Genomic DNA, 23,957 nt, shown 5'->3' with positions numbered 1-23,957 from the left:
CGCATCGATTACTTCCGGTTCTCCTCGCAGAATTTCAACGCGGCCAGCGCCTCGCCGGCGCGTGGGATCTGCACCTCGATGCTGTCATCGTCGTCGTCATCGAAATCGAGCGTGAGGCGCTTGGCCTTCGCGAGGCGGTCCATGATCGACTGATCGTATGCGAAGATGCCCCGCACCGTGGTCTTGTCCATGACCTCCCACTTCGCCTTCTTCATGATGTCGGCGTCATCGGTGCCGACGTCGGCCCGGAGGATCTCGCCGACCTTGTCCCATTCCCAACCGTCGTAGATCATCACGATCACGATCGCCTGCTCGGAATAGGTGATCACGATGACGTAGTCGCGGTTCTCGTCATCCTTGTCCTTGTAGCCCCGGCTCGCATTGCAATGCGTGTCCTGCGCGCGCTTCTCGATGGTCCAGTCGCCGACCTTGGATTGTTGCGCAAGCGCGGGCCTCGAACTCGAGGCGGTTGCGCTCAAAGCGCATGCGAGAATTCCGGCGGCGAGAAGAGATCGTTTCATGTCGGCCTCCAGCGCATTCCGCACGCCGAGATGACCATCTCCGCCGGAGGCTCGCAAGAGGGCGAGGCGAACGGCCAGCGGCCGTCCTACCCCCGCCGCGGCACGATCGCGATCGGAGTAAAGGTGTAAACCTCCTCGCCGTTCTGGTTGAACATGGTCCATTTCACCAGCGCGACACCCTGCGGCTTCGACTTGGACGGCGTCAGGCTCATGACCTCGCCGACCAGATGCAGACGGTCGTTGGGCCGCACCGGCATCGTCCAGCGCAGACCATCCACACCGGCACCAATCAGCGGATGCGGGCCGAACGGGCGGGTCTGGATCGCGAGGTTCATGGCGATCGCGGCGGTGTGCCATCCCGAGGCGGCAAGCCCCTTGAACAGTGTCGTCTTGGCGGCCTCGTGGTCGAGATGCATCGGCTGCGGATCGAACTCGGCGGCGAAGCGCTTGATGTCGGCCTCGGTGACCAGAACTTCGGGGGATTTGAACCGCATTCCGACGGTGAGATCGTCGAACCACTCGACCTGCGCCATGATTTTGCCTCGCAATACGATGCGCCGCTCCCGAGGAGACGGCTTAGATGGCTTGAGCAATAGCGGGATATAGCGGGCCGGCAGCGCACAAACCAGCGCGGGGTTCCGCGCGAAACCCCTTTCCCGGTGCGACGAAACACGCCTGAAACAGATAGCCAGTTAAGTGGTTGTCAAAATAAATACAGGGACGGCCACCATGCAGTTCATCCTCGACCTGATCTACGACTATTCCTGCTGCCAAAACCTCGTTGCCCGGCCGCTCCGGGAGGACGAGCTATGATTGAGCTGATCTCAGGCCTGCTCGCCCTTTGCAGCATCGGCGTCTTCGCGGCGCATGCGCTGGACGCCTACCGCACCACGCACTCCTGACCGCCTTGCCCTTCCCGGCGCTAGAAAGGCCGCCGGTAGAAATGCTCGGAATGCGTGGCCGGCGGAAACCGGTTTGCGAGCGTAAGTGCTCCTCTCTCGTCCGTCTCGAGCGCGATCTTCTGCGCCAGCATCACGTCGCCCGGCACCAAGAAGCCTGACGGGACGAAGCACCACCCCATCGTCGCGTGGCCTTCGCCGTCGATCTCGTGGACATTGGCGGCCGTGCCGTAATGGATGCGATAGGTCCTGCCGGTGTCGCAGCCGACGACATCAAAATACCGGTGCTGCTCGAACTGCGCGCGCTGCGCCGGCGACAGCCATTCGGCCAGAAGCCGGCGGCCGCGGGCATCCGGCGTGTTCTCGCCGAAGAAGCGGCGATAGAGTTCACGCAGCGCATGCAGACGCGCACGCGCCGGCGCGCGGAGCCAAACTGCCGCGATCATGAGCAGCTCAGATCAACCGCCGACCAGGCGTGGATAGAACAGTGTTTCCTGCGCGGTCGGATCGAACGATCGGATCCGGGTGACTTCGCCGGGCCCGGTTCGAAGAGCGGCGGTGAAGCCGGCTCCGGTCAGCTCCCGAAAGCGCCGTTCGGCTCGCGCCAGCGCTTCCGCATTGCCAGGATCAAACTCGTGGCGCGTATCGCCCGTCTGGTCCATCACGATCTGGGTAGCCATGTTGAGTCTCCTCATGCCCAGCCCCGAACTTGATCAAAGCAAACCTCATGCCGTCGGTTCCCGATGGCAACAACTTTCTCGCGCCGGCGCATCACGCCTTGCTGAGCAGCCTCAAGCGCGATGAGATCGTCTCGCGCTTGAGGCCATTGCTTAAGCATGATCTTTTCGGAAGACCGCTGCAAACCTTTTTTGCTGACGCGGCCCTTCGGGTCCGGATCATGCTCTAGCGCGAGGCCGCGGCACCCCCGCCCTCGTCGATCTGTCGGCCCATCAGCGCGATTGCCTTCTGATAGACGCCTGCGGCATTCCAAGCCTCGATCGCAACGAAATTCGGCTCGCCCGGCTGGTATCCGGCTCCCGCGCGCCAGCCATGGGCTTTGAGGAAATTCGCCGTCGAGTTTAGCGCATTCGCAGCAACTTCGAGATTGCCGGTGCCGTAGGCCAAAATGTTCTTGGGCATGAACTGGGTCTGGCCGACCTCGCCATGCATGGAGCCGCGGGTCGATCCCGACAGCGTGCCGCGGTCGATCAGCTTCAAGGCGGCATAGAGCTGGTCGGTGAAGAATTCGGGACGGCGGCAGTCATAAGCGAGGGTTGCGATCGACGACAGCATATTCTGGTTGCCGCGCTGACTGCCGAAGCCGGTCTCCATGCCCCAGATCGCGATCAGCGGCCCGGGCGGGACGCCATAGCGCTGCTGGATCGAGGCGAACAAGGCGGCCTGCGATTGCTTGAGCTGCCGGCCCTTGGCGACGATGGTGGTGGCGCCGCGCTTGGCCAGGAACTGATCGAGCGTCAGCGAAAAGCTGCGCTGGCCGCGGTCGGCCGCGATGGTGGCGCTGGCGTAATTGGTCTGCATCAGCGCCGACAGTGCGGTGGGCCCGATGCCCTTGCCCTGCGCCTCCGCGCTGAACTCGCGCTTCCAGGTCTCGAAGCCGGCCGGCGAGCTGCCGCATTGCGCGGCCTCGGCGGAGGATGCCAGGCAACCGAGCAGCATCATTGCGCTAAAAACTGCTCCCGCAACAGCCCTGCCCCTGATCATGCTCAAGCTCTCCTGTCCTGCACCGTTCGGCAGCGCGATCTTACCCGGTGGAACGCGCCGACTCCATGGCCTGATCATAGGACAATTCGAGGCCATCCAGATTGCCTTCCTTGCGCCATTTGTCGAGCAGCCGCAGGAATGCCACCGGCCCGCGCCAATATTGGCTGTTTCTTGCCGCGATCGGATCGAACACGCCTTCGTTGTTGTAGTAGCCCGGCGTACATTCGGCGAGATAGGTCTGCCGGCCGAGCGCGGCCTTGACGACCTCGTCGACCCAGGCGTTCTCGGCGGCAAGCGTCGGCTCCAGGGTGCGCGCCTTGCGCGCGCGGGCCTCCTTGACGACATAGGCGATGTGCCGCGACTGCTCGTCGATGATGTGCGGGAAGTTGGCGCTCTGGCCCGCTTGCACCGTGACGATCAGGAAGCAATTCGGAAAGCCGCGGCTGTAGAAGCCGTGCAGCGTCATGACGCCGCCCTGCCAGCGCTCGGACAGGCTGATGCCGTCGCGGCCATAGACCTCGAAGCCCATGCGGCGCGCGTAATCGGTGCCGACCTCGAAACCGCTGGCATAGATCAGGCAGTCGAGCTCATAGGCCCTGCCGTCGACGATGACGGCTTTCTCGGTGATGCGCTCGACGCCCTGCCCCTTGGTATCGACGAGATGCACGTTGGATTGATTAAAAGTGTCGAGATATTCGTCGTGGAAGCACGGCCGCTTGCAGAACGCCTTGTACCAGGGCTTGAGCGCCGCCGCGGTCGCCTCGTCCTTGACCACTGCATCGACGCGGGCGCGGATCTCCTCCATCTTGCGGTAGTCGGCCTGCTCGATCACCTTCAGCGCCTCCTCCAGCGAGGTCACCGGCTGCGGCTGCCGGCGCGGCGCCAGCAGGATCTCGCCGAGCAGGCCAGTCCAGCCGTCCTGCACGAGATCCTGCTCGAACGGCTCGCCTGAAATCACGGACGTGAAATTGTCCATGCGCTCGCGCTGCCAGCCCGGCTTGAGGCCCTGCGCCCAGACCTGATCCGTTGGACGGTCGTCGCGAACGCCAATCGCGGACGGCGTCCGCTGGAAGACATAGAGCTCCTTCGCCGAACGGCCGAGATGCGGCACGCATTGCACGGCGGTGGCGCCGGTACCGATGATGCCGACGCGCTTGCCGGCAAGACCGGTCAGACCACCGTCCGCATTGCCGCCGGTGTAGCCGTAGTCCCAACGACTGGTATGAAAGCTGTGGCCTTTGAACGTCTCGATGCCGGGAATGCCCGGCAGCTTCGGACGGCTCAGCGGACCTCCGGCAAGAATGACGAAGCGCGCGCGGATGCGGTCGCCCCGATCGGTCTCGACCAGCCAACGCGCTTCCTGCTCCCGCCATGTCATCCGCGAGATGACGGTCTGAAACAGCGCGCGCTCGTAGAGCCCGAAATGACGGCCGATGCGGCGCGAGTGCTCGTAGATCTCCGGCGCCCGGGCGTATTTGCGCACCGGCATGTAGCCGGTCTCTTCCAGGAGCGGCAGATAGATATAGCTCTCGGTATCGCAGGCGGCACCGGGATAACGATTCCAGTACCAGGTGCCGCCGAAATCGGCGGCCTTTTCCACGATACGAAAATCCTCGATGCCGGCCTCGCGCAATCGCGCGCCACACAACAGACCGCCGAAGCCGCCGCCGACGATGAGCACGTCGGTCGCTTCGCTGACGGCTGCGCGCGCAAATCCGGGATCGGCCCAGGGATCGTCGAGATAGCGGCCGAATTCGCCCGTGACCTCGACATACTGCGCCTTGCCCTCGGCGCGCAGACGACGATCGCGCTCGTCGCGATAGCGGGCACGGAGAGCGGAAACATCGATCGTAGCTGCGCCGGTGGTACCGGTCTTGTGTCTTTCCGCTGACATCCATCTCCTCCACCGCGAACGCTGCTTCGCCGGCAGCTTACCTCACGTTAGCCCTGAAAAAGTGGCGCATGCAATCACGCTCGTTGTTTTTTGCGTGAACGCTGCGCGACGTTCCGCTAACCTTCCGCGCAAATCAAAAGTCTACGCCACGCAACGACGCGGCATCTGGAGGAGACCATGCAGGGATTGATGATGGACATGCCGCTTCTGATCAGCGGCTTGATCCAGTATGCGGCCGACTATCACGGCGAAGCCGAGATCGTCGCGCGCGAGATCGAGGGCGACATCCATCGCTACGCCTACGCCGACGCGCATCCGCGCATCAAGCGCATGGCGTTGGCGTTGAAGCGGCTCGGCATGAATCCCGGCGACCGCGTCGGCACACTGGCCTGGAATACCCACCGGCATTTCGAGATGTTCTATGCGGCGCCGGGAATGGGCTATGTGCTGCACACCATCAACCCGCGGCTGTTTCCCGAGCAGCTCGTCTACATCATCAACCACGCCGAAGATCGCCTCCTGTTCATCGACCGTGCCACGCTGCCGATCGTCGAGGCCATCGCGTCGCAGCTCAAGACGATCGAGGCCTATGTCGTGATGTCCTCGCGCGAGCGGATGCCCGAGACGAAGCTCGCAAACGTGCATTGTTACGAGGAGCTTCTGGGACGCGAGAACGATGCCGGCTTCGCCTGGCCGCAGTTCGACGAGAAATCCGCCTCGACGATCTGCTACACCTCGGGCACGACGGGCAATCCCAAGGGGGTAATCTATTCGCACCGCGCCGCGATCCTGCAGACCATGACCTGCTGCAGTTTCGACTTCCTGCCGGGCCATGCCGAAGGCGTGCGCGAGGTGATGATGCCGATGGCGCCGCTGTTTCACGGCAACGGCTGGAACATGCCGTTCACGGCGCCCTATACCGGGTCGAAGCTGGTGCTGCCCGGCCGCAACTACGAGCCGGACAAGCTCTATGAATTGCTCGAGGGCGAGAAGGTGACGCTGTCGGCGGGCGTGCCGAGCTTCTGGCTGATCCTGCTCGACTGGCTCGGCCGCACCGGCAACAAATTCTCGACGCTACGCGCAACGCTGTCGTCCGGCTCGGCCCCGCCGCGCGCGATGGTCGAGAAGCTCAAGCGCGAGTATGGCATCGACTATATCCAGGCCTGGGGCATGACCGAGGCCTTGGGCTGCTCGATGCCGGGCTTGCGGCCGGGCTCCGAGCACCTCGGCGACAAGGAGAAGTTCGACCGCCGCCAGGTCTCGGGCCGCGCCTGTTTCGGCACCGCCTTGCGCATCGTGGACGATGCCGGCGTCGAGCTGCCGCGCGACGGCAAGACCGTCGGTCATCTGCGCGCCCGTGGTCCGTGGGTCGCCTCCGGTTACATGAAGCTGGAGGAAGGCCTCGACCGCGACGGCTGGCTGATCACCGGCGACATGGCCGTGATCGACGGCCAAGGCCACGTCACGCTGACCGACCGCTCCAAGGACGTGATCAAGTCCGGCGGCGAGTGGATCTCCTCGATCCAGCTCGAGGACATCGCCTTGTCGCATCCCGATGTGCTGCAAGCTGCTGTGGTCGCGATCAGCCACGAGAAATGGCAGGAGCGCCCCCTCCTCCTCGTCGTTCGCAAGAAGGGTGCGACCGTCGACGGCAAGACGCTGCTCGACCACATGCGTCCCAAGATCGCGAGCTGGTGGCTGCCGGACGCCGTCGAGTTCCTGGACGAATTCCCGATGACCGGCACCGGCAAGGTGCTGAAATCCGCGCTGCGCGAGAGATTCAAGGAGTATCACGTCGCATGACGACACCCGATCGCGTGCGGACAATTCCGCGCGCGGTCTTCATCTTTTGGTCAATTCGGGAGCGATATACCGGGTCATCGCTAACCCCGCATCGAGGACATCATGACGTTTTCCGGATTGGGCATGCATCTCGGCAATCTGTCGCGCCTGTCGAATGCGCTGACGCGCTCGATCAGTCCGGAGAACTTCACCGGAGAGAAGGGCAAAGGCGGCATGTCCGTCGACGGCCCCGCCGCACGTCAGGCCCGCGATCTCGGCCAGGGCTGGAAGGTCTCGCCTTACGTCGTCATCGAACCGGGCGCGACCTTCACGCTCGCCGACATCGGGGGCCAGGGCGCGATCCAGCAGGTCTGGATGACGCTGGCGCGCGGGCGGCTGCGTCACTCGATCCTGCGCGTCTATTGGGACGACCAGGAACAGCCGAGCGTCGAATGCCCGGCCGGCGACTTCTTCGCCTGCGGGTGGGAGGAGTTTGCGCAAGTGTCCTCGCTCGCGGTCTGCGTCAATCCCGGCCGCGCCTTCAACTGCTATTGGGAGATGCCGTTCCGCAAGCGCGCCCGCTTCACGCTGGAGAACCGCAGCGAGGAGCAGCTCACGGTCTACTACCAGATCAATTATGCGCTCACGGATGTGCCCGAGGACTGCGCCTATTTTCATGCCCAATTCCGGCGCACCAATCCGCTGCCTTCCAAGGAGGTTTACACCATCCTCGACGGCATCACCGGCGCCGGCCATTACGTCGGCACCTACATGGCGTGGGGCGTCAACAACAACGGCTGGTGGGGCGAAGGCGAGATCAAGTTCTTCATCGACGGCGACGGCGAATTCCCGACCATCTGCGGCACCGGCACCGAGGACTATTTCTGCGGCGCGTACAATTTCGATCCCTACGTCGCCCATTCCGGCCAGGGCCCCGCACAGCAGTCGCGCTACCAGGAATTCACCACGCCGTATTCCGGCCTGCCGCAGGTGATCCGTCCCGATGGTGTCTACAAATCGCAGCAACGCTTCGGTCTATACCGCTGGCACATCCCCGATCCCATACGCTTCCGCTCGGACCTCCGCGTGACGATCCAGGCGCTCGGCTGGCTGCCGGGCGTCAAGGAGGCAAAGTATCTTCCGTTGCAGGACGACATTGCCTCGGTGGCGTTCTGGTACCAGACGCTGCCGACCGCGCCGTTCCCCAAGCTGCCTGATCCGGACTATCTCGAAATTGGCTAGCTGCCGTCCATCGATCAAGGAGACCAGAGATGCTCTACCCGATCTCGCCCAAAGTCGTCGAGCTCAAGCGCAAGCTCGAAAGCTTCATGGACCGGCACATCTATCCGAACGAGGAGCGCTTCTATCGCGAGGCCGAAGAGCTCGGGCCGTGGAAGGTCTATCCGGTCGTCGAGGAGCTGAAGCCGTTGGCGCGCGCCGAGGGGCTCTGGAACCTGTTCCTGCCCGAGAGCAATCACGGCGCGGGCCTCACCAATCTCGAATATGCCCCGCTCTGCGAGGTGATGGGCCGCTCGCATCTCGCGCCGGAGGTGTTCAACTGCTCGGCGCCCGACACCGGCAACATGGAGGTCCTGGAGCGCTACGGCTCCGAGAAGGACAAGGAACGCTGGCTGAAGCCGCTGCTCGCGGGCGAAATCCGCTCCTGCTTCGCCATGACGGAGCCTGCGGTCGCATCATCGGATGCGACCAACATCGAAAGCTCGATCGTGCGCGACGGCGACCATTACGTCATCAACGGTCGCAAATGGTACACGACGAACGCGACCGACCCGCGCTGCAAGATCTGCATCTTCATGGGCAAGACCGATCCTGACAATCCGGACCGCCATAAGCAGCAATCCATGATCCTGGTGCCGATGGACACGCCCGGCATCGAGGTGAAACGTCCCCTGCCCGTGTTCGGCTTCTACGGCGTGCCGGACCGCGCCTCCGAAGTGGTCTTCACCAATGTGCGGGTCCCGAAGGAGAACATGCTGCTCGGCGAGGGCCGCGGCTTCGAGATCGCGCAAGGCCGCCTCGGGCCCGGCCGCATTCATCACTGCATGCGCCTGATCGGCCTTGCCGAGCGCACGCTGGAGAAGATGTGCCGCCGCGTGCGCAGCCGGGTTGCCTTCGGCAAGCCGGTCTCGGAGCAGACGGTGACGCAGGAGCGCATCGCCGAAGCCCGCATCATGATCGAGCAGGCGCGGCTGCTGACGCTGAATGCGGCCCATGCGATGGATACGGTCGGCAACAAGGTCGCGAAGGCCGAGATCGCCATGATCAAGGTCGCCGTGCCCAACATGGCCTGCCAGGTCATCGACTGGGCGATCCAGGCCCATGGCGGCGGCGGCACCTCGAACGATTTCGGACTGACCCAGGCTTATGCGACGGCACGGCTGCTGAGGCTTGCCGACGGGCCGGATGAGGTGCACCGGAACCAGATCGCGCGGCTGGAGCTGAAGAAGTATTCGAATATCTAAGCCGACGCTGCCAGGTCAGCTACCAGAGACTGCGCAAGGGGATCGGCGTCTAGTCGAAGCTTGGCGGCTCCTGGATGGGCGCAGATACATTCTGATTCGAAATCGCTTCGAGCATCGCTCCGAAAATGATGAACGGCAGATAGAACGCAAGCATGATCGTATTCCTCCTGCTGTGACAACCTTGGCCCGCAGGGCCAGGTTCCTCAAATTGACGCTCGCCCGCCTCGGAACAATCTCGGCGCTTACCTAGCTACCGACGAAACCGAGTCACAGGCAGTATCAAGAACGCATCGCGTCAATCGCATGGGCGATCAGAACGACTGCGCTTGCGGCGATGAGAAACACAAACAACCAGCTCACGTCCGCCTCCCATCCGGAAGTGAACGCGTTCATCCATGCACAGTCAAAAACCATCGGTCTGGAACCGCTATTCCGCGGCTCGCTGATGCTTCGCAGCAACAATTGCATCTGCTATCGGCGCTATCGGCAGAACGCCAAAAGCAGCAACGCGCCGACGACACAGGCTGCTAGGACTAAAAACCAAACGCCCATACAGTCCCCCGACTCAACACACGCGAGTCAGGATTAGCCTTACGATTTGGCATTGAAACGCTGGTCGCCGGTTTTTCCCCAGGCCAAGCGCAAATGATCTGCTCGCTGCGTTAGTCCAATACCTCCACCCTCGCGGAGCGGCCGGCGACCAGCGACACGTTGCCCGGAACATTGTCCAGCGCGATGCGCACCGGCACGCGTTGCGCGAGCCGCACCCAGCTGAAGGTCGGGTTGACGTTGGCGAGCATGGTGGCGCCTTCCGCGCAGTCGCGATCCTCGATGCCGGCGGCGATGCTTTCGACGTGACCCGTGAGCGTGGTCTTTTCGCCCATCAGGCGGACCTGCACCTTGTCACCGATGCGGATGCGCGCGAGCTTCGTCTCCTCGAAATAGCCTTCGACATGCAGCGCATCGGTGTCGACCAGCGCCATCACACGCTTCCCGGCCGTGACGTAGGCGCGCTCTCACCTCAGTTCACCACGTAGACATCAGGATCGGCGCTCGAGCTCGGCTTCTTGAAGCCGTTGCGCAAGGCGGGTGACATCGGGACGTTGTAGTTGAGGCCGTTCGGCGGTGTCGGCGATTGCAGCCACTTCTTGTAGAGCACCTCGATCTCGGGGCTGGCATAAAGCTCCGCCGTTGCGCGATCGGCGAGCGCCTTGAACGGCGCATCCTCTCGCCGCAGCATGATGCCGTAAGGCTCGGGCTTGGAGAACGCTTCATCGCTGATCATGAACGCTTGCGGCTCCTTCGACCGCGCGATCGCGACCGCGAGCTGGACGTCGTCGAGTGCATAGGCCTGGGCGCGGTCGGTTTCCAGCAACAGGAAGGCCTCGGCCTGGTCCTTGGCCGGCATGATGTTGATGCCGAGATTGCGCTCGGTGTTGACCTTGGCGAGCTGCGTCAGGTTGACCGAGCCGGCGACCGCTGTGACCGCCTTGCCCTTGAGATCGTCGATGGTGTTGATCTTGGCGGCCTTCCTGGCCGCGAACCGCGTCGCGCTGAGGAAATGCGTGTTGGTGAAGGCGACCTGCTTCTGGCGGTCGGCATTGTTGGTGGTCGCCGAGCAATGCAGGTCGAGCGTGCCGTTGACCATCAGCGGGATGCGGTTCGACGACGTCACCGCGAGGGTCTCGACGGAAATGTCGGGCATGCCGAGCTGCTTCTTCACCGCGTCCACGATCCTGAGGCAGATGTCCATGGCGAAGCCGACCGGCTTCTGGCTGCCGTCGAGATAGCTGAACGGGACCGAGGCTTCCTGATAGCCCAGCGTGATCTTCCTGGTCTCCTTCACCTTCTGGAGCGTGCCCGTGAGGTCTTCGGCTGAAGCTGCGCCGGCAAGACATGTCACGGCCAGAAGAATCGTGGGAAGACGCATCGGAGGGCTCCTCAAGGGGGTCATCGACTGGTGTCGAGACGCAATCGCGGAGCTGATAGCGCATCAAGGCATCAGGCGCCAGACGAGGCAGGGCTTACCAGCTATCGCCTTTTTATATGCATCCCGGTCGAGGACAGGCGCCTCATTGACAGGTCAGCTGCTGCGCGAACCAGCCGCTGAGCCGGTCCGACAGGGGCTGCCACATAAGCTGGAAGCTTTCGAGCTTGCCGACATTGACGCGGTACATGTCTCGCAACTCCTGCTCGATGGCCGGCAGGTCGACGCCCACGCAAACCCCGTCCCGCGCGATCGTCTTGCCGGCGACGACGACCTCCTTCACCAGGGACGCATTGCCGCGCGCGAACAGCAGCGTCATGGGATCCACCGGCATGATCCGGTCGCGGTCGAGCCGGTCGAGATCGATCACGACGTAGTCGGCGGGATTGCCGGCGGCGAGCTCCCCGTTTCCGGGCGCGCCGGTCGCGCAGCGCCCGTTACGGATGGCCAGCGAAAACATCTCGGCCGGCGTCCATGTCGCCTTGAAGCCAAGACCGCCATGGGCCATCTGCACCAGCCGCATCTCGCGCAGGATGTCGTCGTCCTCGTCCAGCGCCAGCCCGTCGACGCCGACAGCGATGGCACAGCCGCATTGGTGCGCGGCGGCGATCGGGGCGAGGCCGGAGCGCAGATGCATGTTCGAGCTGAAATTGGTGACGATGCGCGCGCCGGAGGCCGCGATCATCTCCAGCTCATCCGGGCGGGCGTGGATGCAGTGCGCGAGCGTCAGCCGCTCCGAGAGGAAGCCGATGTCGCGCAGCCAGCGCACCATGTCCGGAAAGTGCCGGTCGGCCCAGGCGCGCTGGTACACTGTTTCCAACAGATGCATGTGAATGCGGCGGCCGGTCCGCGCGGAGTTCTCCGCCACCGCCTCCAGCAGCGGCTTCGAGCACCATTGCACGCCGGCCGGACCGAGTTGCACGTCCACCATCGGTCCGGCGATGGCGGCGGCAATCGCGTCGGTCAGCTCGATATAGGCCTTCGGCGACATCGGCGCGCGGACAAAGAGGTCTTCGATGGTCTTGCGATCCTCCCTGGGAAGTCCCGAAAGGACCGGCTCGGCATCACCGTAGACGATCGGATTCTGGTCTCGCACGGCCATCGCAAACGCGATGCGAATGCCGATGTCGGACGCAGCTTTCGCGATCGCCTTTGCCTCGTCGACCAACGGCATCGTCCCGCTCGGGCGCGTGTAGTGGACCATCATCGCGGCGCAGCCAGCCTTGGCGGAACGGGCCAACGCAGAGGCCGCGGCGAGATAGGGATCGACCGGCGTGCCCAGCGCGGTGCGCAGGATCCAGCTTTCCAGGGGCATGCCGACCGCGCCGAAGGACGACGCCGTGGCGCGGGCGTGGTCATGGGCGTTGACGAAGGCGGGGATGACGAAGGAGCGAGGCCCCGGCCCCGCGCCTTCCGAGATATCGGTGATGACGCCGCCATCGTGCCGCAGCACGACATTGTCGCTGAGGCCGCCGTCAGGGCCACGAAACAGGCAGCTTGCCGAAATCTCCGTGGCCATGACGTCTCCCAAAATCAGTTGGCAGTATACACCAACTCCCGCTCCGCGCGCGGCGGCAGGAATTCGCGCGAGAACACCTCTGCCGGCGTCGGCGCGCGGGCGAGCTGATAGCCCTCGACCACGATGCCGATGGCGCGCGTCATGCGCTCGTCCTTGATGTCGCCGATGCCGATCTCCTTCATCTCCGGCGAGACGATCAGCTTCTCGAAGGAATATTGCAGCCGGCGCTTCTCGACATCGGCATTGATGAGGTTGTCGTAGTTCAGCGCCGCCTTCATGCCGGCGTTCTGGTCCTTGGCGACCGCGATCGCACCCTTGTTGATGGCACGCACCAGGCCCGCGACGGCCTTCGGGTTCGAGGCGATCAGCTTGCGGGAGACCATCACGCCGTTCGAATAGAGATCGAGGCCATACTCACCGAACGAGAACCATTTGAAGTCCTTGTCCGGGTCCTGGCGGTTGAGCACCAGGTTGAAATAGCTGGTGATGTTGAACACGAGCGCGGCATCGATATCGCCCTTGATCAGCATCGGCTCCTGCAGGTTCGGCGCCATGTTGGAGATCTTGATCTTCTCGCCGTCGAGCCCGTTCTTGCGCGTGAACACCGGTAGCAGGCGCGTCGTCGGCGTGCCCTGCGCGCCGCCGAGCGTGTGGCCCTCAAAATCCTTGATGGTGTTGATGCCGCTGCTCTTCTTGGCGACGATCGCGAACGGCGGCTGGTTCCACATCATGTAGACCATGACGGGCGCCTCCTGCGGCTTGGTCGCGGCGTTCTGGATGATGGCATTGACGTCGCCGAAGCCGGCGTCATAGGCGCCGGACATCACCCGCGTCACGGTGGCGCCGGAGCCCTCGCCCTGGTCGATGACGACGTTGAGGCCTTCCTCCTTGAAGAAGCCTTTGTCCTTGGCATAGAAGAACGCGGCGTCGCTGCCCTGGGTTTTCCAGCCCAGCGTGAACTTGATCGTGGTTTCTTCCGCCGTGGCGGCTCCTGCGGACAGCGCCAATCCCAGTAGCGCGACAGTTACTTTTCTCAACATCGAGACCTCCTCAGCTTCGTTGCATGACGGTTCAAGAAATCAGGTGGCGATCACGTCGTTCTTGCGCGTGGCCCAGCCGGTGACCCGCCCTTCGATCAGCGAGAATACGACGTAGAGCGCGACGCCGAGGCCGGCGAGCACGAACAGGCCGGCGAACACCAGCGGCACGTTGAAATTGGAGGACGCGGTCATCATGACGTTGCCGATGCCGCGGTTGGAGGCGACCGTCTCCGACAGCACCGCGCCGACGAAGGCATAGGAGATCGCAACCTTCAGCGAAGCGAAGAAGAACGGCATGGTCCTGGGCAGGCCGACATTCCAGAGGATGTCGAGCTTGCTGGCGCCGAGCGCCTTCAAGACGTCTTCGAGCTCGGGCTCGGTGGTCGCTAAGCCCGTCGCGATATTGACGACGATCGGGAAGAAGCAGATCGACAGCGCGGTCAGCACCGCCGGCACCGTGCCGGAGCCGAACCACAGCACGAAGATCGGCACCACCGCGACCTTGGGGATCGAGGAGAAGCCGATCAGCAGCGGATAGCAGGTGTCGTAAGCCGTCTTGGAGACGCCGATGATCGCGCCAAGGGCGACGCCGAGCGCAACGCCGAGCACGAAGCCGAACATGGTGGTGGCGAGCGTCTGCACGATGTGCGGCCACAGCACCGGGAAACGCTCGACCAGCGTCACGAACACCTGCGAGGGCCGCGGCAGCACCAGGTCGGACATGCCGGTCATCAGGCAGAACAGCTCCCAGGCGACGAAGAACAGCACGATCAGCCCCGCCGACCACGCCTTCTGCCTGACATCGATCCCGAACATCAGCCTGTCCCCTGCTCGGCCGCGCTGCGCGCATCCTCGATGAAGGCGCGCAGCTTCTGGTTCAGCGCGACGAAATCCGGCTCGAAGGTCATCGCGACCGTGCGCGGCCGCGCGAACGCGACACGGCTGTCGTCGAGGATGCGGCCGGGACGGGCGCTCATCACGCAGATGCGGCTGGCAAGGAAGCCCGCCTCGCGCAGATCGTGCGTCACCAGCAGCACCGTCGGCTTGTGCGTCATCCAGAGGTTCTGGAGGATCGCCCACAGCTCCTCGCGGGTGAACTGGTCGAGCGCGCCGAAGGGCTCGTCCAGCAGCAGCATGCGCGGCTCGTGGATCAGCGCGCGGCACAGATTGGCGCGCTGGAGCATGCCGCCGGAGAGCTGCCAGGGATAGCGGTTGCCGAACCCTTTGAGGCCGACCTGCTCCAGCAGCGCATTGGCCTTGTCGCGGAATTCGGTCTTGCGCAGCCTGCGGAAGCTCGAGCGGAACGGCTCGACGATCTTCAGCGGCAGCATGATGTTCCGCTCGATCGTCATCCACGGCAGCATGGTCGGGTTCTGGAAGGCCATGCCGACCCGCATCGCCCGCGCCGCCACCTCGCGGCCGCCGACGATGACGACGCCACCGGTCGGCTGCACCAGGCCGCTGACCAGACGCAAAATGGTCGATTTGCCGCATCCGGATGGGCCGACCAGTGCGACAAACTCGCCGTCGGCGATCTTGAGCGTGGTCTTCGACAGAGCCGGCACGGCGCGGTCGCCGCGCCCGAAAGTCACGGAGGCCTCGGACAGCTCGATGGCGGTCGTAGCAGTGCCTTCGGGAACGGGCTGGCCGTCAAACTGGACGTGGGGTTGCATGCGCATCACGGCCAAAGTGCATGCAAGCTGGATGCCAGCGATCGACACTCGCGAAATCAATGACCTAGCCGAAACCTGCGCCAAATGGCCGGATTCGATTTGGGCAGCTTCGAGCCCAAACTGCATGCAATTCGAGCGCTGAATCGACGCGAGCCTATGCTAAAGAGAGATCTCATCTCCTACAGGATTCGCCGATGGCGGCGCGCGCGAGCAGCAAGACTTCTGAATCGTCGGACAAGGTCAGCGTGATCTGCCGCGCGCTCCGGCGCGCCATCATCGAGCAGGCGCTGGAGCCCGGCGCCAAGTTGCCCGAGGATGCGCTCGGCGAGCGTTTCGGCGTCAGCCGCACCATTGCCCGCCACGCGCTGGGGCAACTCGCCGCGGAAGGCCTCGTCGAGCTCCGCCGCAACCGGATCGCGGTGGTGGCGACGCCGAGCTGGCAGGAAGCGCGCGATGCCTTCGACATCCGCATCGAGCTCGAACGCCTCGTTGTCCGCCAGCTCGCGGGCAAGCTGACCAAGGCACAGATCGCCGAGCTGAACGCCCATGTCGACGCCGAAGATCGCGCCCGCGGCGGCACGGATGCGGTGTCGATCCGGCTTGCGACCGAATTCCACATCCTGCTCGCCCACATGACGAACAGCCCGATCCTGGTGCGCTATGTCAGCGAGGTCGCCTATCGCTGCTGCCTGACGCTGTCGCTCTACAGCCGGCCGCATTCCACCGAATGCGCCATCAACGAGCACCGCGCCATCATCTCAGCGCTGGCCAAGGGCGATGCGGCCAAGGTGATGGAGTTGATGCATCATCACCTGGATTCCGTGGCCAATCGCGCGCTGGTCGCTCCCACTCCGCAGCGCGGCCGGGACCTCCTCGACATCCTCGCACCCTATGCGGACGAGGTGACGAGTAATCGGGTGATCAAGCTGCCGAAGGTGGCTCGAAGGAGTTAGGCCTCGATCCCGCGCTGAACGAGAATGCGCTCGGCGCTGTCATTCCAGACGTCCATCTTCACGATCTGCCCGCCCCTCACGACGAAGCGGTCGACATAGCGGTTGCCCTCGAACGGTGTGCCGTCCATCCACTCGCCATAGAGCGTGCCGACGCTGTAGACGACGGTCTCGTCCGCGCCCGGACAGACGTCGAACCGTTCCATCTTCTTCTTGACCCAGCGATAACGTTTCGCATTGAAGCCGGTCGGCCCGCGCGGATGATCGAACTCGCGCCCGCCGGTGAACGTGATCACCGTGCCCGGCTTCATATAGGCCGCGGCGGCGTCGGGATCGGGTATCATCGAAGCGGTGAGATAGGCTTCGACAATCTCGGCGTCGGTCATCGGGCGTTCGGCTTGTGCGGGAGCGGACATCGCGGATTCTCCAGAGCGCCGGCATTCTACAATTCAGACCTCAAAGTGCATGCACATTTTATAGACAATATGATGCCTCGACTGCACACAATCTGGAGCTGCCCGCTCCCTCGGCTTCCGCTAGGCTACCACAGCTGAACCCGACGCCATGACCGCCCAAGCCGCCCTCGACCTGATCTTCCGCAACGCGCTGTTGCGCTCATCCGCCGCACCCGTCGATATCGGCGTGAAGAGCGGCCGCATTGCCGCGATCGGGCCAAAGCTTGGGTGCGAAACGGTCGAGGTCGACCTCGGTGGGCATCTCACCCTGCCCGGCTTCGTCGACACCCACATTCATCTCGACAAGGCCTGCCTGCTCGGCCGCTGCGGGCACGATCACGGCAGCCTCTCGGAAGCGATCCACGCCGTTGCCGGGATGAAGAAGGATTTCACGGTCGAGGACGTCTACGCGCGCGGCGCAAAGGTGCTCGAACGCGCCATCGTGCACGGCACGACGCGCATGCGCACGCATGTCGAGATCGACCCGCGCATCGGCTTGCGCGGCTTCGAGGCGGTGAAGGCGCTCCAGCGCGACTACGCCTGGGCGATCGATCTGGAGCTCTGTGTCTTTCCGCAGGAAGGCCTGACCAACGATCCCGGAGCCGAGGTGCTGCTGATCCAGGCGCTCCGCGACGGCGGCGAGGTCATCGGCGGCTGTCCCTACATGGACGCCGACCCGAATGCGCATCTCGCGCGCATCTTCGATCTCGCCGAGGAATTCGACGTCGACGTCGACCTCCATCTCGATTTCGATCTCGACCCCTCCTGGTGGCATCTCGACGAGGTCTGCCGCCAGACCGAGCGGCGCAACTATCAAAGACGAGTGGCGGTCGGCCATGCCACAAAACTCTCCGCACTGCCGCCGGAGCGTATGAAAGCTGCCACCGCGCAGCTGGCAAAAGCCGGCGTTGCCGTCACCGTGCTACCCGCGACCGATCTCTATCTGATGGGGCGCGAGGCTCCCTGCAACGCGCCACGCGGGCTGACACTTGCGCACAAGCTCGCGGGCGACGGCGTCGTGTGCTCGATCGCGACCAACAACGTGCTCAATCCCTTCACGCCGTTCGGCGACGCCTCGCTGCTGCGGATGGCGAATTTCTACGCCAATGTCGCGCACGCCTCGGTGAGCGATTTCGACACCTGCCTCGATCTCGTGACCGAGCTGCCGGCCCGGCTGATGAACCTCGGCGATTACGGCATCAAGGTCGGCAATCCCGCCGATCTCATCGTGCTCGATACAAAGGACGGCCGCTTCGCGATCGGCGAGCTGCCCGATGTCCTGATGGGCTTCAAGGGCGGCCGGCAGACATTTGCGCGGCAGCGCCCCACCCTGTTCAGCCCGAAGAGCTGAGAGCGATTCCGCTCGATATCTCGGCCGTCCAGCAGTGATGCGCTGCAGAGCCGGGGCCCATGTTGCGAACTCAATTCGAGAAGAGCTGGGTCCCGGCTCGGCGGTGCGTCACTTCGTGCCGCGCCTGGTCCGGGACACGAGGATCATGTGTCCCGGACGCAGTGCCGCGCCTCAGTTCGATTTTACCGCCGGTTCGAGCCCATCGGGGTTCGGTAGAATCCCGGACCGTAGCCTAACGCATTGCGAGGCCGCCCACGCCGACCGTAACTACGACCTGCACTGACCATATGCGTTCAGTGGGGGAAGTAGGGGTATGTTCAGCGCATTCAGCAGCATCGTTCATGATTCCGTCCCGGCCCGCACGCCTACCGATACGGCGGTGAAGCGACTCGACGGGATCGGCCACGTTCTCTCGGGTCTCGATATCTCGGCGATCCGGACGCAGGCCGACGTGAACCGTACGCTCTGGACGCTCGATGCCGCCAGCAAATGCGTTCGCGCGGTGCTGGCAGAATTCCGCACACAGCCCGTCACGGAACAGCTCGTCCGCAAATCCAGAAATCTGATCGACCTGATCGAACGCGCGCGCGACCAGGTCGTGAGCTTTCAGGCTCACGATGCGGTCCTGAGCTGACTATTTCGTGCGATTGATCCTGGCGAGGATCCGGTCCGCCTCGGTCCGCCAGTCGGCGCTACGAGCGAATTCCTTGGTGCCCCTGGCGCCGAACACCCCCTCATCGGCGAGATCCGCCACCCAGGCCTGCCGCTCGGCCGTGCCCTGCGCCGACCACGGCATCAGCCCCGCCTCGCGCACGGTCTCGGCGACCTCGCGCACCTCCTCGGCCCGGCGGCGGCCGTGCTCGATCACGCGCTGGAAGAAATAGGCGCCCTGCTTCTCCCAATCGATGGCGGGGAACGTTTCGGCGAGCGAGGCCAGCACGGCATCTTCGACACCATAGGCGCGCGCAGTCGTAAAACTCTCGATGACCATGGCCTCGAGGCCCTTGATCATGATGCTGCGGCACATTTTTACGGCCGAGGACACGCCGAGCTCGTCACTGGCAACCTTGGCCGCGAAACCGATCGCGTTCAGAAGCGGCTCGAGCTCTCTCGCGCCGGGTCCGCCGAGCAAGAGCGGCACCTTGATGCGATAAGGCGGCACCGAGGTCATGACCGCACCCTCGACATAGCGCCCGGCCGCACCGTCGATCAGTGCCGCGGCGCGCTGCTTGGCACCGGGAGAGGCCGAGTTGAAATCGAGAAACCAGCTGCCCTGATTGATCGCCGCCGCGCAGGCCTTTGCCACCGGAACGGCCTGGCTCGCCGTGACCGCGGAGATGATGAAATCGGATTTCGCGGTCAGCTCGGCATGAGAGGCAGCGAGCGTCACGCCGAATTTCGCGGCATGCGCCTTCAAGGCAGCGCCCAGCTCGCCACCGAGCTTGATGTCGTAGGCTGAGACCTTGATGTCCTGATGGCGCAAATCCTCGGCCAGAATCCGGCCGACCTCGCCATAACCGACGAGCCCGATCTGCCAGCGCCTGGGATCACCTGCCATCAGTTCAGTCCTCGTGTCGTCTCGTCGAAGAGCTCCTCGACCGCATAGCGGCGCGGGATCAGCGCCTGCTGGAATGCGTAGTCGATGATCAGCTCGAGCGGTTTTCTGTTGGCCTCGATCCCGAACGGAACGAGGTCAGGATTTGCCGCGGGGCCCATCTGCTCCTTGTTCCGCTTGAGCAGATCATAGACGTCCGCAACCACGTCGGGGCGCGATTTCGCGAGTTGCTCGGTCACGACCACGAGATGATTGACCGGCACGACGCCGCGCTGCGCATACCATTTGGCGGCCTCTGCGGCCGGATCAGGAAACAGCGGCTTCAGCTTGGGATCGTTGGAGGTCTCACCAAGAACGGCATCGAGCTCGGCTTCGAGCAGCATCTGCAAGATCCTCTTGTCCTTCGGCGCGCGCTCGGTGGTGTCGACATATTCGGCGACATGCGGATCCTCGAAGGTGACCCAGCGAATCTTGTCGAGATTGACGCCGTAATCGTTGGCGAGGATGCCCCTGATCCAGGCGCCCGTCGTGGTCGTGAAGGAGCGGATGCCGACGCGCTTGCCTTCGAGATCGGACGGTCCGAGCGTTCCCTGCGCGGGATTATAGAGCGCGTAAGAATGTTGGAAGCGGCCGAGCATGGTCGCCGGCAGCAGCACCAGCGGCTTGCCATGCGCCTTCGCCATCAGATAGGTGACGATCGCCATCTCGCAGACGTCGAAGGCCTGCTCGCGCACCATCGGCTTGAACGCCGTGTTGGTCGGCGTGTACTCGATGAAGTCCAAATCAAAGAGATCGGAGCGGAGTTCGCCGCTCTTCACCGCCTTGACGTGAGGGTGGCTGCCGAACACGGCCTTCAGCTTGAGACGATCCATCCGCCGGCTCCGCTTGTCTTATTCCGCTCAGATGTCCTCGGGATTGTCGACATAGACGAGCCCCGCTTTCGCCAAGGCCTCGCGCATGTTGTACATGTCGAGGCCGAGCTCGCCCGAGGCCAGCCGCGTGCGCTTGCCGCCTTCATCCGCGCTGCGCTTCTTCGCCTTTTCGGCGACTTCGGCCGCATAGCGCTTCGGTACCACCACAACGCCATCGTCATCGGCCACGACGATGTCGCCGGGATCGACGTTGACGCCGGCGCACACCACGGGGACGTTGACCGAGCCGGGCGTCGCCTTGACCGTGCCCTTGGCCGAGACGGCGCGCGACCACACCGGAAAATTCATCTCGTGCAGCGCTTTGACGTCGCGGCAGCCGGCGTCGATGATCAGCCCCTGCACGCCGCGTGCCTGAAGCGAGGTCGCGAGCAATTCGCCGAACATGCCGTCGGTATTGTCGGTGGTGCAGCCGACGACGAGAATGTCGCCCTTCCTGCACTGCTCGACGGCGACATGGATCATCCAGTTGTCGCCGGGCTGCGCCAGCACGGTGACGGCGGGGCCGGCGATCGACGCACCCGGCCAGATCGGACGCAAGTAAGGCTTCATCAGGCCGATGCGGCCAAAGGCCTCGTGCACGGTCGAGACGCCGTACTCCGCCATTCCGGCGGGATCGGCACGCTTGATGTTGCGAACGACGACCGGCCTCATGCGAGCTCCTCCGCCACGGTCGGAAACAGGCGCTGATAGGCCTCGCCATAGGTCATGGGCACGCCGGTGTTGCGGCTGCCCTGGATGCCGCGGTTGAGCGCGACGCGCTCGTAATAGCCCCAGAGATGTTTTTGCGCGGCGAGGATCTGGAAGGCCTCATATTTCTCCTTCCAGACCTCGTCGATCTTGAGGATCGTGTCCGGCTTGTAGTTGCACTGCTCGGGCTGGTGCGGCTCGAACAGGAACACCGGCGGCGCCGAATATTTGTACTGCGCACCGGGCTTGTGGCCCATGGCCTGCGCGACCACACGCGTCTCCTGGGCGAAATGCGCCGCGTTCGGATGATCGAAATTATAGGGGTCTTCCAGCGCGTGCGTCAGCACGAAGCTCGGATTGAGCTCGCGGTAGATGTCGACCATGCGGTCGAAATGCGCTTCCGTCAGCTTCAGCGGATAGTCGCCGCAGTCGAAGAACTCGATCTCGGCGCCAAGCAGCTTGGCCGCCCGCTCCGCTTCGTCCTTGCGGCCGGCCTTGACCGATTCCAGCGTCGCGCCCTTCTCCTTCCAGGCGAACTGGCTCTCGCCGCGCTCGCCGAAGGACAGGCAGACGATCTTCATCCGATAGCCCTTCTTCGCATGCAACGCGATGGCGCCGCCCGCGCGCCAGACGAAATCGCCGGGATGGGCCGTGATCACGAGACCTGTCTTCATGGGTCACTCCTTTCGTTCGCAGGCGTTGGCCGGCGTTCCCCCTGCGGCGCCAGGCAACGCATTTCCGCGTAGCGTGTCGATCGCGCAAACGTCGTCATGCCTCGAACTCGAACAGGCGCGCGGGATTGTCGACGAGGATCTTATGCTGGAGCTCCGGCTCCGGCGCGAACAACGGAATCAGGTCGACGAGGTCGCCATCGTTCGGCATCGTCTTGACGTTGGGATGCGGCCAGTCCGTGCCCCAGATGACGCGATCCGGCGCGGTCTCGACGATCTTTCGCGCGAACGGCACCGCATCGATGAACGGCGGACCGGCCGAGGACACCCGCTCCGAGCCGCAGATCTTGACCCAGCACTTCTCATCGCGCTGCATCAACCCGATCAGGATTCTGAACGGCAATTGATCGAGCCCTTCCGCCGCCTTCACCCGGCCCATATGGTCGATGGTGTAGCTCAGCGGCAGCTTTGTCAGCATGTCGGCATATTCAGGCAGGTCGATCGCATCGAAATGCAGATCGATGTGCCAGCCGAGCGGCGTGACCATCGCGATGATGCGGTCGAACACGCGCTTGTCGGGAACACCGCCGAGATGGTGCACGAAATTGAAGCGGCAGCCGCGGAAGCCGCCCTCGTGCAGCACGCGAAGCCCGCGTTCGGTGATCGTGTCGTCGATATTGGCGACCGCCCGGTAGGCGCCGTTACTTTGCGCAATGGCTTCGAGCGCCACGGTGTTGTCGGTGCCGTGCACGCTGGCATTGACGATGACGGCGCGCTCTATGCCGAGCTTGGCATGCAGCGCGCGAAAATCCTCCAGCGGCGCATCCGGCGGCGTGTAGGAGCGATCCGGCGCGTAAGGATATTTCGCGCCGGGCCCGAAGATGTGGCAATGCGCGTCGCAGGACAGTTTCGGCAGCTTGAACTTTGGCGTGCGCGTGTTCGGGTCGGGCGGCGGAATGGTCGGCGTGTACATCATTGTCATCAGGAGAACCGACGAGGCGAGACCGCTTGTTTCAAGTCTTGCTGCTGACGACCGGCCGGCGCCGCGCCGGCTCGGCCTGGTCCAGTGCCGGCGCCTGGAATGCGGCGACGGTGGCCCGCACCAATTGCTCGATCGCGCCCGCGGCATCGCTGCCGTCGACCTCGCCGCGTGACAGGCGCGAGACGCGCTCCGGCGTCACCAGCGAATAATAGAGTGCGCCGAGCAGGAAATGGCTGCGCCAGACGATGTCGGTGCGCGGAATGTGCGGCAGGCTCTCGTGGATCGCGTCGATGAAGGCATGGCTGGTGTCGTCGAAGGTCTGCGCGATGATCTTTCGCGCGACCTCGTTGCCTTCCGCGGACATCACCGCGCGCAGCCGCGTGAAGCGCGCGCCACCACCGGCAAGATCGCTGCCCGAGGTGAAGGCCGGCACCACATAGGCCCGCACGATCGCCTCCAGCCGGTCCTGAAGATCGCGCACGCGCCTGGCGGCGGCGAGCAGCTCGGAACGGCGCAGGTTCATCGGCCCGCAATGGCGCCGGTAGATCTCGAGCAGCAGGCCGTCCTTGGTCTTGAAATGATAGGTGACGCTGCCCGGATTGGCCCCGGCAGCATGCGCGATGTCGCGCACCGACACGGCATTGAAGCCGTTGGTGGCGAACAGCTCCTCGGCCGCGGCGAGGATCGCCTCGCGCATGTTCGGCTTGCGGGCCGTTTCCTTGCTGGTGGACTTGCGTACCATGTGATTTGTACTATCGTACAAAAGATCAGGTCTCGTCAACAAAAACCATGAGCGGCGTCGGGCTGGCTCGGAGACCGCCGGCAGGCGCGTAAATGCCCTTAAGGAGTGCTGG

Annotated in this window: 25 protein-coding genes and 1 pseudogene; 7 read left to right on the top strand and 19 right to left on the bottom strand. The window is 64.0% G+C overall.

The annotated features are described in order from the left end of the window. Positions 1-8: 8 nt before the first annotated feature. The 4 genes from JQ566_RS05490 to JQ566_RS05475 form a co-directional block, all read right to left on the bottom strand. A complete protein-coding gene (locus JQ566_RS05490) occupies positions 9-521 on the bottom strand; it encodes a hypothetical protein (RefSeq protein ID WP_212370799.1) in 513 nt (170 codons plus the stop codon). 86 nt (positions 522-607) lie between these two features. After that, complete coding sequence (locus JQ566_RS05485; RefSeq protein ID WP_212370796.1) at positions 608-1,054, bottom strand: MaoC family dehydratase; 447 nt, start codon at positions 1,052-1,054, stop codon at positions 608-610. 389 nt (positions 1,055-1,443) lie between these two features. Further along, positions 1,444-1,866, bottom strand: a complete 423-nt coding sequence (locus tag JQ566_RS05480; protein ID WP_212370794.1) for a hypothetical protein — start codon at positions 1,864-1,866, stop codon at positions 1,444-1,446. Positions 1,867-1,878: 12 nt separating this feature from the next. Then, positions 1,879-2,100: a hypothetical protein gene (locus JQ566_RS05475; RefSeq protein ID WP_007592399.1), complete on the bottom strand. Its 222-nt coding sequence runs from the start codon at positions 2,098-2,100 to the stop codon at positions 1,879-1,881. Positions 2,101-2,147: 47 nt separating this feature from the next. Here JQ566_RS05475 and JQ566_RS05470 point away from each other — a divergent pair, with 47 nt between their 5' ends. Continuing rightward, positions 2,148-2,327: a hypothetical protein gene (locus JQ566_RS05470; RefSeq protein ID WP_212370793.1), complete on the top strand. Its 180-nt coding sequence runs from the start codon at positions 2,148-2,150 to the stop codon at positions 2,325-2,327. Here JQ566_RS05470 and JQ566_RS05465 read toward each other — a convergent pair. Together JQ566_RS05465 and JQ566_RS05460 are read right to left on the bottom strand one after the other, a co-directional pair. Further along, complete coding sequence (locus JQ566_RS05465; protein WP_212370792.1) at positions 2,324-3,142, bottom strand: lytic murein transglycosylase; 819 nt, start codon at positions 3,140-3,142, stop codon at positions 2,324-2,326. The two genes, JQ566_RS05470 and JQ566_RS05465, sit on opposite strands and share 4 nt — an antisense overlap. Before the next feature lie 40 nt (positions 3,143-3,182). Next, positions 3,183-5,036 carry a flavin-containing monooxygenase gene (locus tag JQ566_RS05460; protein ID WP_212370791.1) on the bottom strand — a complete coding sequence of 618 codons (1,854 nt, stop codon included), beginning with the start codon at positions 5,034-5,036 and terminating at the stop codon, positions 3,183-3,185. A 177-nt stretch (positions 5,037-5,213) separates the two neighbouring features. Here JQ566_RS05460 and JQ566_RS05455 point away from each other — a divergent pair, with 177 nt between their 5' ends. The 3 genes from JQ566_RS05455 (at position 5,214) to JQ566_RS05445 (ending at position 9,301) form a co-directional block, all read left to right on the top strand. Further along, positions 5,214-6,839, top strand: a complete 1,626-nt coding sequence (locus JQ566_RS05455; protein ID WP_212370790.1) for a long-chain fatty acid--CoA ligase — start codon at positions 5,214-5,216, stop codon at positions 6,837-6,839. Positions 6,840-6,941: 102 nt separating this feature from the next. After that, complete coding sequence (locus JQ566_RS05450; protein ID WP_212370789.1) at positions 6,942-8,060, top strand: glycoside hydrolase family 172 protein; 1,119 nt, start codon at positions 6,942-6,944, stop codon at positions 8,058-8,060. Between the two features lie 29 nt (positions 8,061-8,089). Further along, on the top strand, positions 8,090-9,301 hold the full coding sequence (locus JQ566_RS05445; RefSeq protein WP_212370787.1) for an acyl-CoA dehydrogenase family protein: 1,212 nt from the start codon (positions 8,090-8,092) through the stop codon (positions 9,299-9,301). A 662-nt stretch (positions 9,302-9,963) separates the two neighbouring features. Here JQ566_RS05445 and JQ566_RS05440 read toward each other — a convergent pair. The 6 genes and pseudogenes from JQ566_RS05440 to JQ566_RS05415 form a co-directional block, all read right to left on the bottom strand. Beyond that, positions 9,964-10,311: pseudogene (locus JQ566_RS05440) on the bottom strand (HlyD family secretion protein); the annotation flags it as partial. Between the two features lie 11 nt (positions 10,312-10,322). After that, the gene (locus JQ566_RS05435) at positions 10,323-11,231 is read right to left on the bottom strand and encodes an amino acid ABC transporter substrate-binding protein (protein WP_212370785.1); all 909 of its coding nucleotides are present in this window, start codon (positions 11,229-11,231) and stop codon (positions 10,323-10,325) included. Between the two features lie 142 nt (positions 11,232-11,373). Next, positions 11,374-12,807, bottom strand: coding sequence for an amidohydrolase family protein (locus JQ566_RS05430; protein ID WP_212370783.1), 1,434 nt, complete (start codon positions 12,805-12,807; stop codon positions 11,374-11,376). A gap of 14 nt (positions 12,808-12,821) precedes the next feature. Beyond that, complete coding sequence (locus tag JQ566_RS05425) at positions 12,822-13,847, bottom strand: ABC transporter substrate-binding protein (RefSeq protein ID WP_212370781.1); 1,026 nt, start codon at positions 13,845-13,847, stop codon at positions 12,822-12,824. A 39-nt stretch (positions 13,848-13,886) separates the two neighbouring features. After that, entirely contained in the window at positions 13,887-14,663 is a 777-nt protein-coding gene (locus JQ566_RS05420; protein WP_126261191.1) for an ABC transporter permease, read from the bottom strand. Beyond that, complete coding sequence (locus tag JQ566_RS05415; protein ID WP_249139197.1) at positions 14,663-15,520, bottom strand: ABC transporter ATP-binding protein; 858 nt, start codon at positions 15,518-15,520, stop codon at positions 14,663-14,665. The genes JQ566_RS05420 and JQ566_RS05415 overlap by 1 nt, the downstream gene beginning before the upstream one ends. A 194-nt stretch (positions 15,521-15,714) precedes the next feature. Here JQ566_RS05415 and JQ566_RS05410 point away from each other — a divergent pair, with 194 nt between their 5' ends. After that, positions 15,715-16,473 carry a GntR family transcriptional regulator gene (locus tag JQ566_RS05410; RefSeq protein ID WP_212370779.1) on the top strand — a complete coding sequence of 253 codons (759 nt, stop codon included), beginning with the start codon at positions 15,715-15,717 and terminating at the stop codon, positions 16,471-16,473. On the opposite strand, the gene JQ566_RS05405 is transcribed toward JQ566_RS05410, so the two are convergent. Continuing rightward, positions 16,470-16,886: a nuclear transport factor 2-like protein gene (locus JQ566_RS05405; protein WP_212370778.1), complete on the bottom strand. Its 417-nt coding sequence runs from the start codon at positions 16,884-16,886 to the stop codon at positions 16,470-16,472. The genes JQ566_RS05410 and JQ566_RS05405 overlap by 4 nt on opposite strands. A gap of 148 nt (positions 16,887-17,034) precedes the next feature. Between JQ566_RS05405 and JQ566_RS05400 the strand changes: the two genes are divergently transcribed. Both JQ566_RS05400 and JQ566_RS05395 read left to right on the top strand, forming a co-directional pair. Beyond that, complete coding sequence (locus JQ566_RS05400) at positions 17,035-18,276, top strand: amidohydrolase family protein (RefSeq protein ID WP_212370777.1); 1,242 nt, start codon at positions 17,035-17,037, stop codon at positions 18,274-18,276. 313 nt (positions 18,277-18,589) lie between these two features. Then, positions 18,590-18,910: a hypothetical protein gene (locus tag JQ566_RS05395; RefSeq protein WP_212370773.1), complete on the top strand. Its 321-nt coding sequence runs from the start codon at positions 18,590-18,592 to the stop codon at positions 18,908-18,910. Here the strand turns inward: JQ566_RS05395 and JQ566_RS05390 are convergent, their stop codons facing one another. The 6 genes from JQ566_RS05390 to JQ566_RS05365 form a co-directional block, all read right to left on the bottom strand. Beyond that, positions 18,911-19,834, bottom strand: a complete 924-nt coding sequence (locus JQ566_RS05390) for a DUF1932 domain-containing protein (RefSeq protein ID WP_212370771.1) — start codon at positions 19,832-19,834, stop codon at positions 18,911-18,913. After that, positions 19,834-20,703, bottom strand: coding sequence for a substrate-binding domain-containing protein (locus tag JQ566_RS05385; RefSeq protein ID WP_212370768.1), 870 nt, complete (start codon positions 20,701-20,703; stop codon positions 19,834-19,836). Before JQ566_RS05385 ends, JQ566_RS05390 begins: the two co-directional genes overlap by 1 nt. A gap of 27 nt (positions 20,704-20,730) precedes the next feature. Beyond that, the gene (locus tag JQ566_RS05380; RefSeq protein WP_212370764.1) at positions 20,731-21,414 is read right to left on the bottom strand and encodes a 4-carboxy-4-hydroxy-2-oxoadipate aldolase/oxaloacetate decarboxylase; all 684 of its coding nucleotides are present in this window, start codon (positions 21,412-21,414) and stop codon (positions 20,731-20,733) included. Further along, a complete protein-coding gene (locus tag JQ566_RS05375; RefSeq protein ID WP_212370761.1) occupies positions 21,411-22,124 on the bottom strand; it encodes a PIG-L deacetylase family protein in 714 nt (237 codons plus the stop codon). Before JQ566_RS05375 ends, JQ566_RS05380 begins: the two co-directional genes overlap by 4 nt. Before the next feature lie 94 nt (positions 22,125-22,218). Continuing rightward, positions 22,219-23,103 (bottom strand): amidohydrolase family protein, encoded by an 885-nt coding sequence (locus JQ566_RS05370; protein WP_212370759.1) that lies wholly within the window; start codon positions 23,101-23,103, stop codon positions 22,219-22,221. Positions 23,104-23,134: 31 nt separating this feature from the next. Continuing rightward, positions 23,135-23,845, bottom strand: coding sequence for a TetR/AcrR family transcriptional regulator (locus JQ566_RS05365; protein WP_212370757.1), 711 nt, complete (start codon positions 23,843-23,845; stop codon positions 23,135-23,137). Positions 23,846-23,957 lie beyond the last annotated feature (112 nt).

The organism is Bradyrhizobium sp. SZCCT0231, from assembly GCF_018130245.1.
Lineage (GTDB): Bacteria > Pseudomonadota > Alphaproteobacteria > Rhizobiales > Xanthobacteraceae > Bradyrhizobium > Bradyrhizobium japonicum_F.
Note: the sequence above shows the minus strand (reverse complement) of the source record. Positions and strands in the feature narration are given on the sequence as shown.

What these genes read in the sequence shown, in the direction of transcription:
- JQ566_RS05465 (WP_212370792.1), bottom strand. Translation starts at nt 3,142, where the DNA reads ATGATCAGGGGCAGGGCTGTTGCGGGAGCAGTTTTTAGCGCAATGATG.
- JQ566_RS05385 (WP_212370768.1), bottom strand. Translation starts at nt 20,703, where the DNA reads ATGGATCGTCTCAAGCTGAAGGCCGTGTTCGGCAGCCACCCTCACGTC.
- JQ566_RS05455 (WP_212370790.1), top strand. Translation starts at nt 5,214, where the DNA reads ATGCAGGGATTGATGATGGACATGCCGCTTCTGATCAGCGGCTTGATC.
- JQ566_RS05490 (WP_212370799.1), bottom strand. Translation starts at nt 521, where the DNA reads ATGAAACGATCTCTTCTCGCCGCCGGAATTCTCGCATGCGCTTTGAGC.
- JQ566_RS05375 (WP_212370761.1), bottom strand. Translation starts at nt 22,124, where the DNA reads ATGAAGACAGGTCTCGTGATCACGGCCCATCCCGGCGATTTCGTCTGG.
- JQ566_RS05430 (WP_212370783.1), bottom strand. Translation starts at nt 12,807, where the DNA reads ATGGCCACGGAGATTTCGGCAAGCTGCCTGTTTCGTGGCCCTGACGGC.
- JQ566_RS05380 (WP_212370764.1), bottom strand. Translation starts at nt 21,414, where the DNA reads ATGAGGCCGGTCGTCGTTCGCAACATCAAGCGTGCCGATCCCGCCGGA.
- JQ566_RS05400 (WP_212370777.1), top strand. Translation starts at nt 17,035, where the DNA reads ATGACCGCCCAAGCCGCCCTCGACCTGATCTTCCGCAACGCGCTGTTG.
- JQ566_RS05405 (WP_212370778.1), bottom strand. Translation starts at nt 16,886, where the DNA reads ATGTCCGCTCCCGCACAAGCCGAACGCCCGATGACCGACGCCGAGATT.
- JQ566_RS05470 (WP_212370793.1), top strand. Translation starts at nt 2,148, where the DNA reads ATGCCGTCGGTTCCCGATGGCAACAACTTTCTCGCGCCGGCGCATCAC.
- JQ566_RS05435 (WP_212370785.1), bottom strand. Translation starts at nt 11,231, where the DNA reads ATGCGTCTTCCCACGATTCTTCTGGCCGTGACATGTCTTGCCGGCGCA.
- JQ566_RS05420 (WP_126261191.1), bottom strand. Translation starts at nt 14,663, where the DNA reads ATGTTCGGGATCGATGTCAGGCAGAAGGCGTGGTCGGCGGGGCTGATC.
- JQ566_RS05410 (WP_212370779.1), top strand. Translation starts at nt 15,715, where the DNA reads ATGGCGGCGCGCGCGAGCAGCAAGACTTCTGAATCGTCGGACAAGGTC.
- JQ566_RS05365 (WP_212370757.1), bottom strand. Translation starts at nt 23,845, where the DNA reads ATGGTACGCAAGTCCACCAGCAAGGAAACGGCCCGCAAGCCGAACATG.
- JQ566_RS05395 (WP_212370773.1), top strand. Translation starts at nt 18,590, where the DNA reads ATGTTCAGCGCATTCAGCAGCATCGTTCATGATTCCGTCCCGGCCCGC.
- JQ566_RS05425 (WP_212370781.1), bottom strand. Translation starts at nt 13,847, where the DNA reads ATGTTGAGAAAAGTAACTGTCGCGCTACTGGGATTGGCGCTGTCCGCA.
- JQ566_RS05415 (WP_249139197.1), bottom strand. Translation starts at nt 15,520, where the DNA reads ATGCAACCCCACGTCCAGTTTGACGGCCAGCCCGTTCCCGAAGGCACT.
- JQ566_RS05370 (WP_212370759.1), bottom strand. Translation starts at nt 23,103, where the DNA reads ATGACAATGATGTACACGCCGACCATTCCGCCGCCCGACCCGAACACG.
- JQ566_RS05485 (WP_212370796.1), bottom strand. Translation starts at nt 1,054, where the DNA reads ATGGCGCAGGTCGAGTGGTTCGACGATCTCACCGTCGGAATGCGGTTC.
- JQ566_RS05475 (WP_007592399.1), bottom strand. Translation starts at nt 2,100, where the DNA reads ATGGCTACCCAGATCGTGATGGACCAGACGGGCGATACGCGCCACGAG.
- JQ566_RS05450 (WP_212370789.1), top strand. Translation starts at nt 6,942, where the DNA reads ATGACGTTTTCCGGATTGGGCATGCATCTCGGCAATCTGTCGCGCCTG.
- JQ566_RS05480 (WP_212370794.1), bottom strand. Translation starts at nt 1,866, where the DNA reads ATGATCGCGGCAGTTTGGCTCCGCGCGCCGGCGCGTGCGCGTCTGCAT.
- JQ566_RS05460 (WP_212370791.1), bottom strand. Translation starts at nt 5,036, where the DNA reads ATGTCAGCGGAAAGACACAAGACCGGTACCACCGGCGCAGCTACGATC.
- JQ566_RS05445 (WP_212370787.1), top strand. Translation starts at nt 8,090, where the DNA reads ATGCTCTACCCGATCTCGCCCAAAGTCGTCGAGCTCAAGCGCAAGCTC.
- JQ566_RS05390 (WP_212370771.1), bottom strand. Translation starts at nt 19,834, where the DNA reads ATGGCAGGTGATCCCAGGCGCTGGCAGATCGGGCTCGTCGGTTATGGC.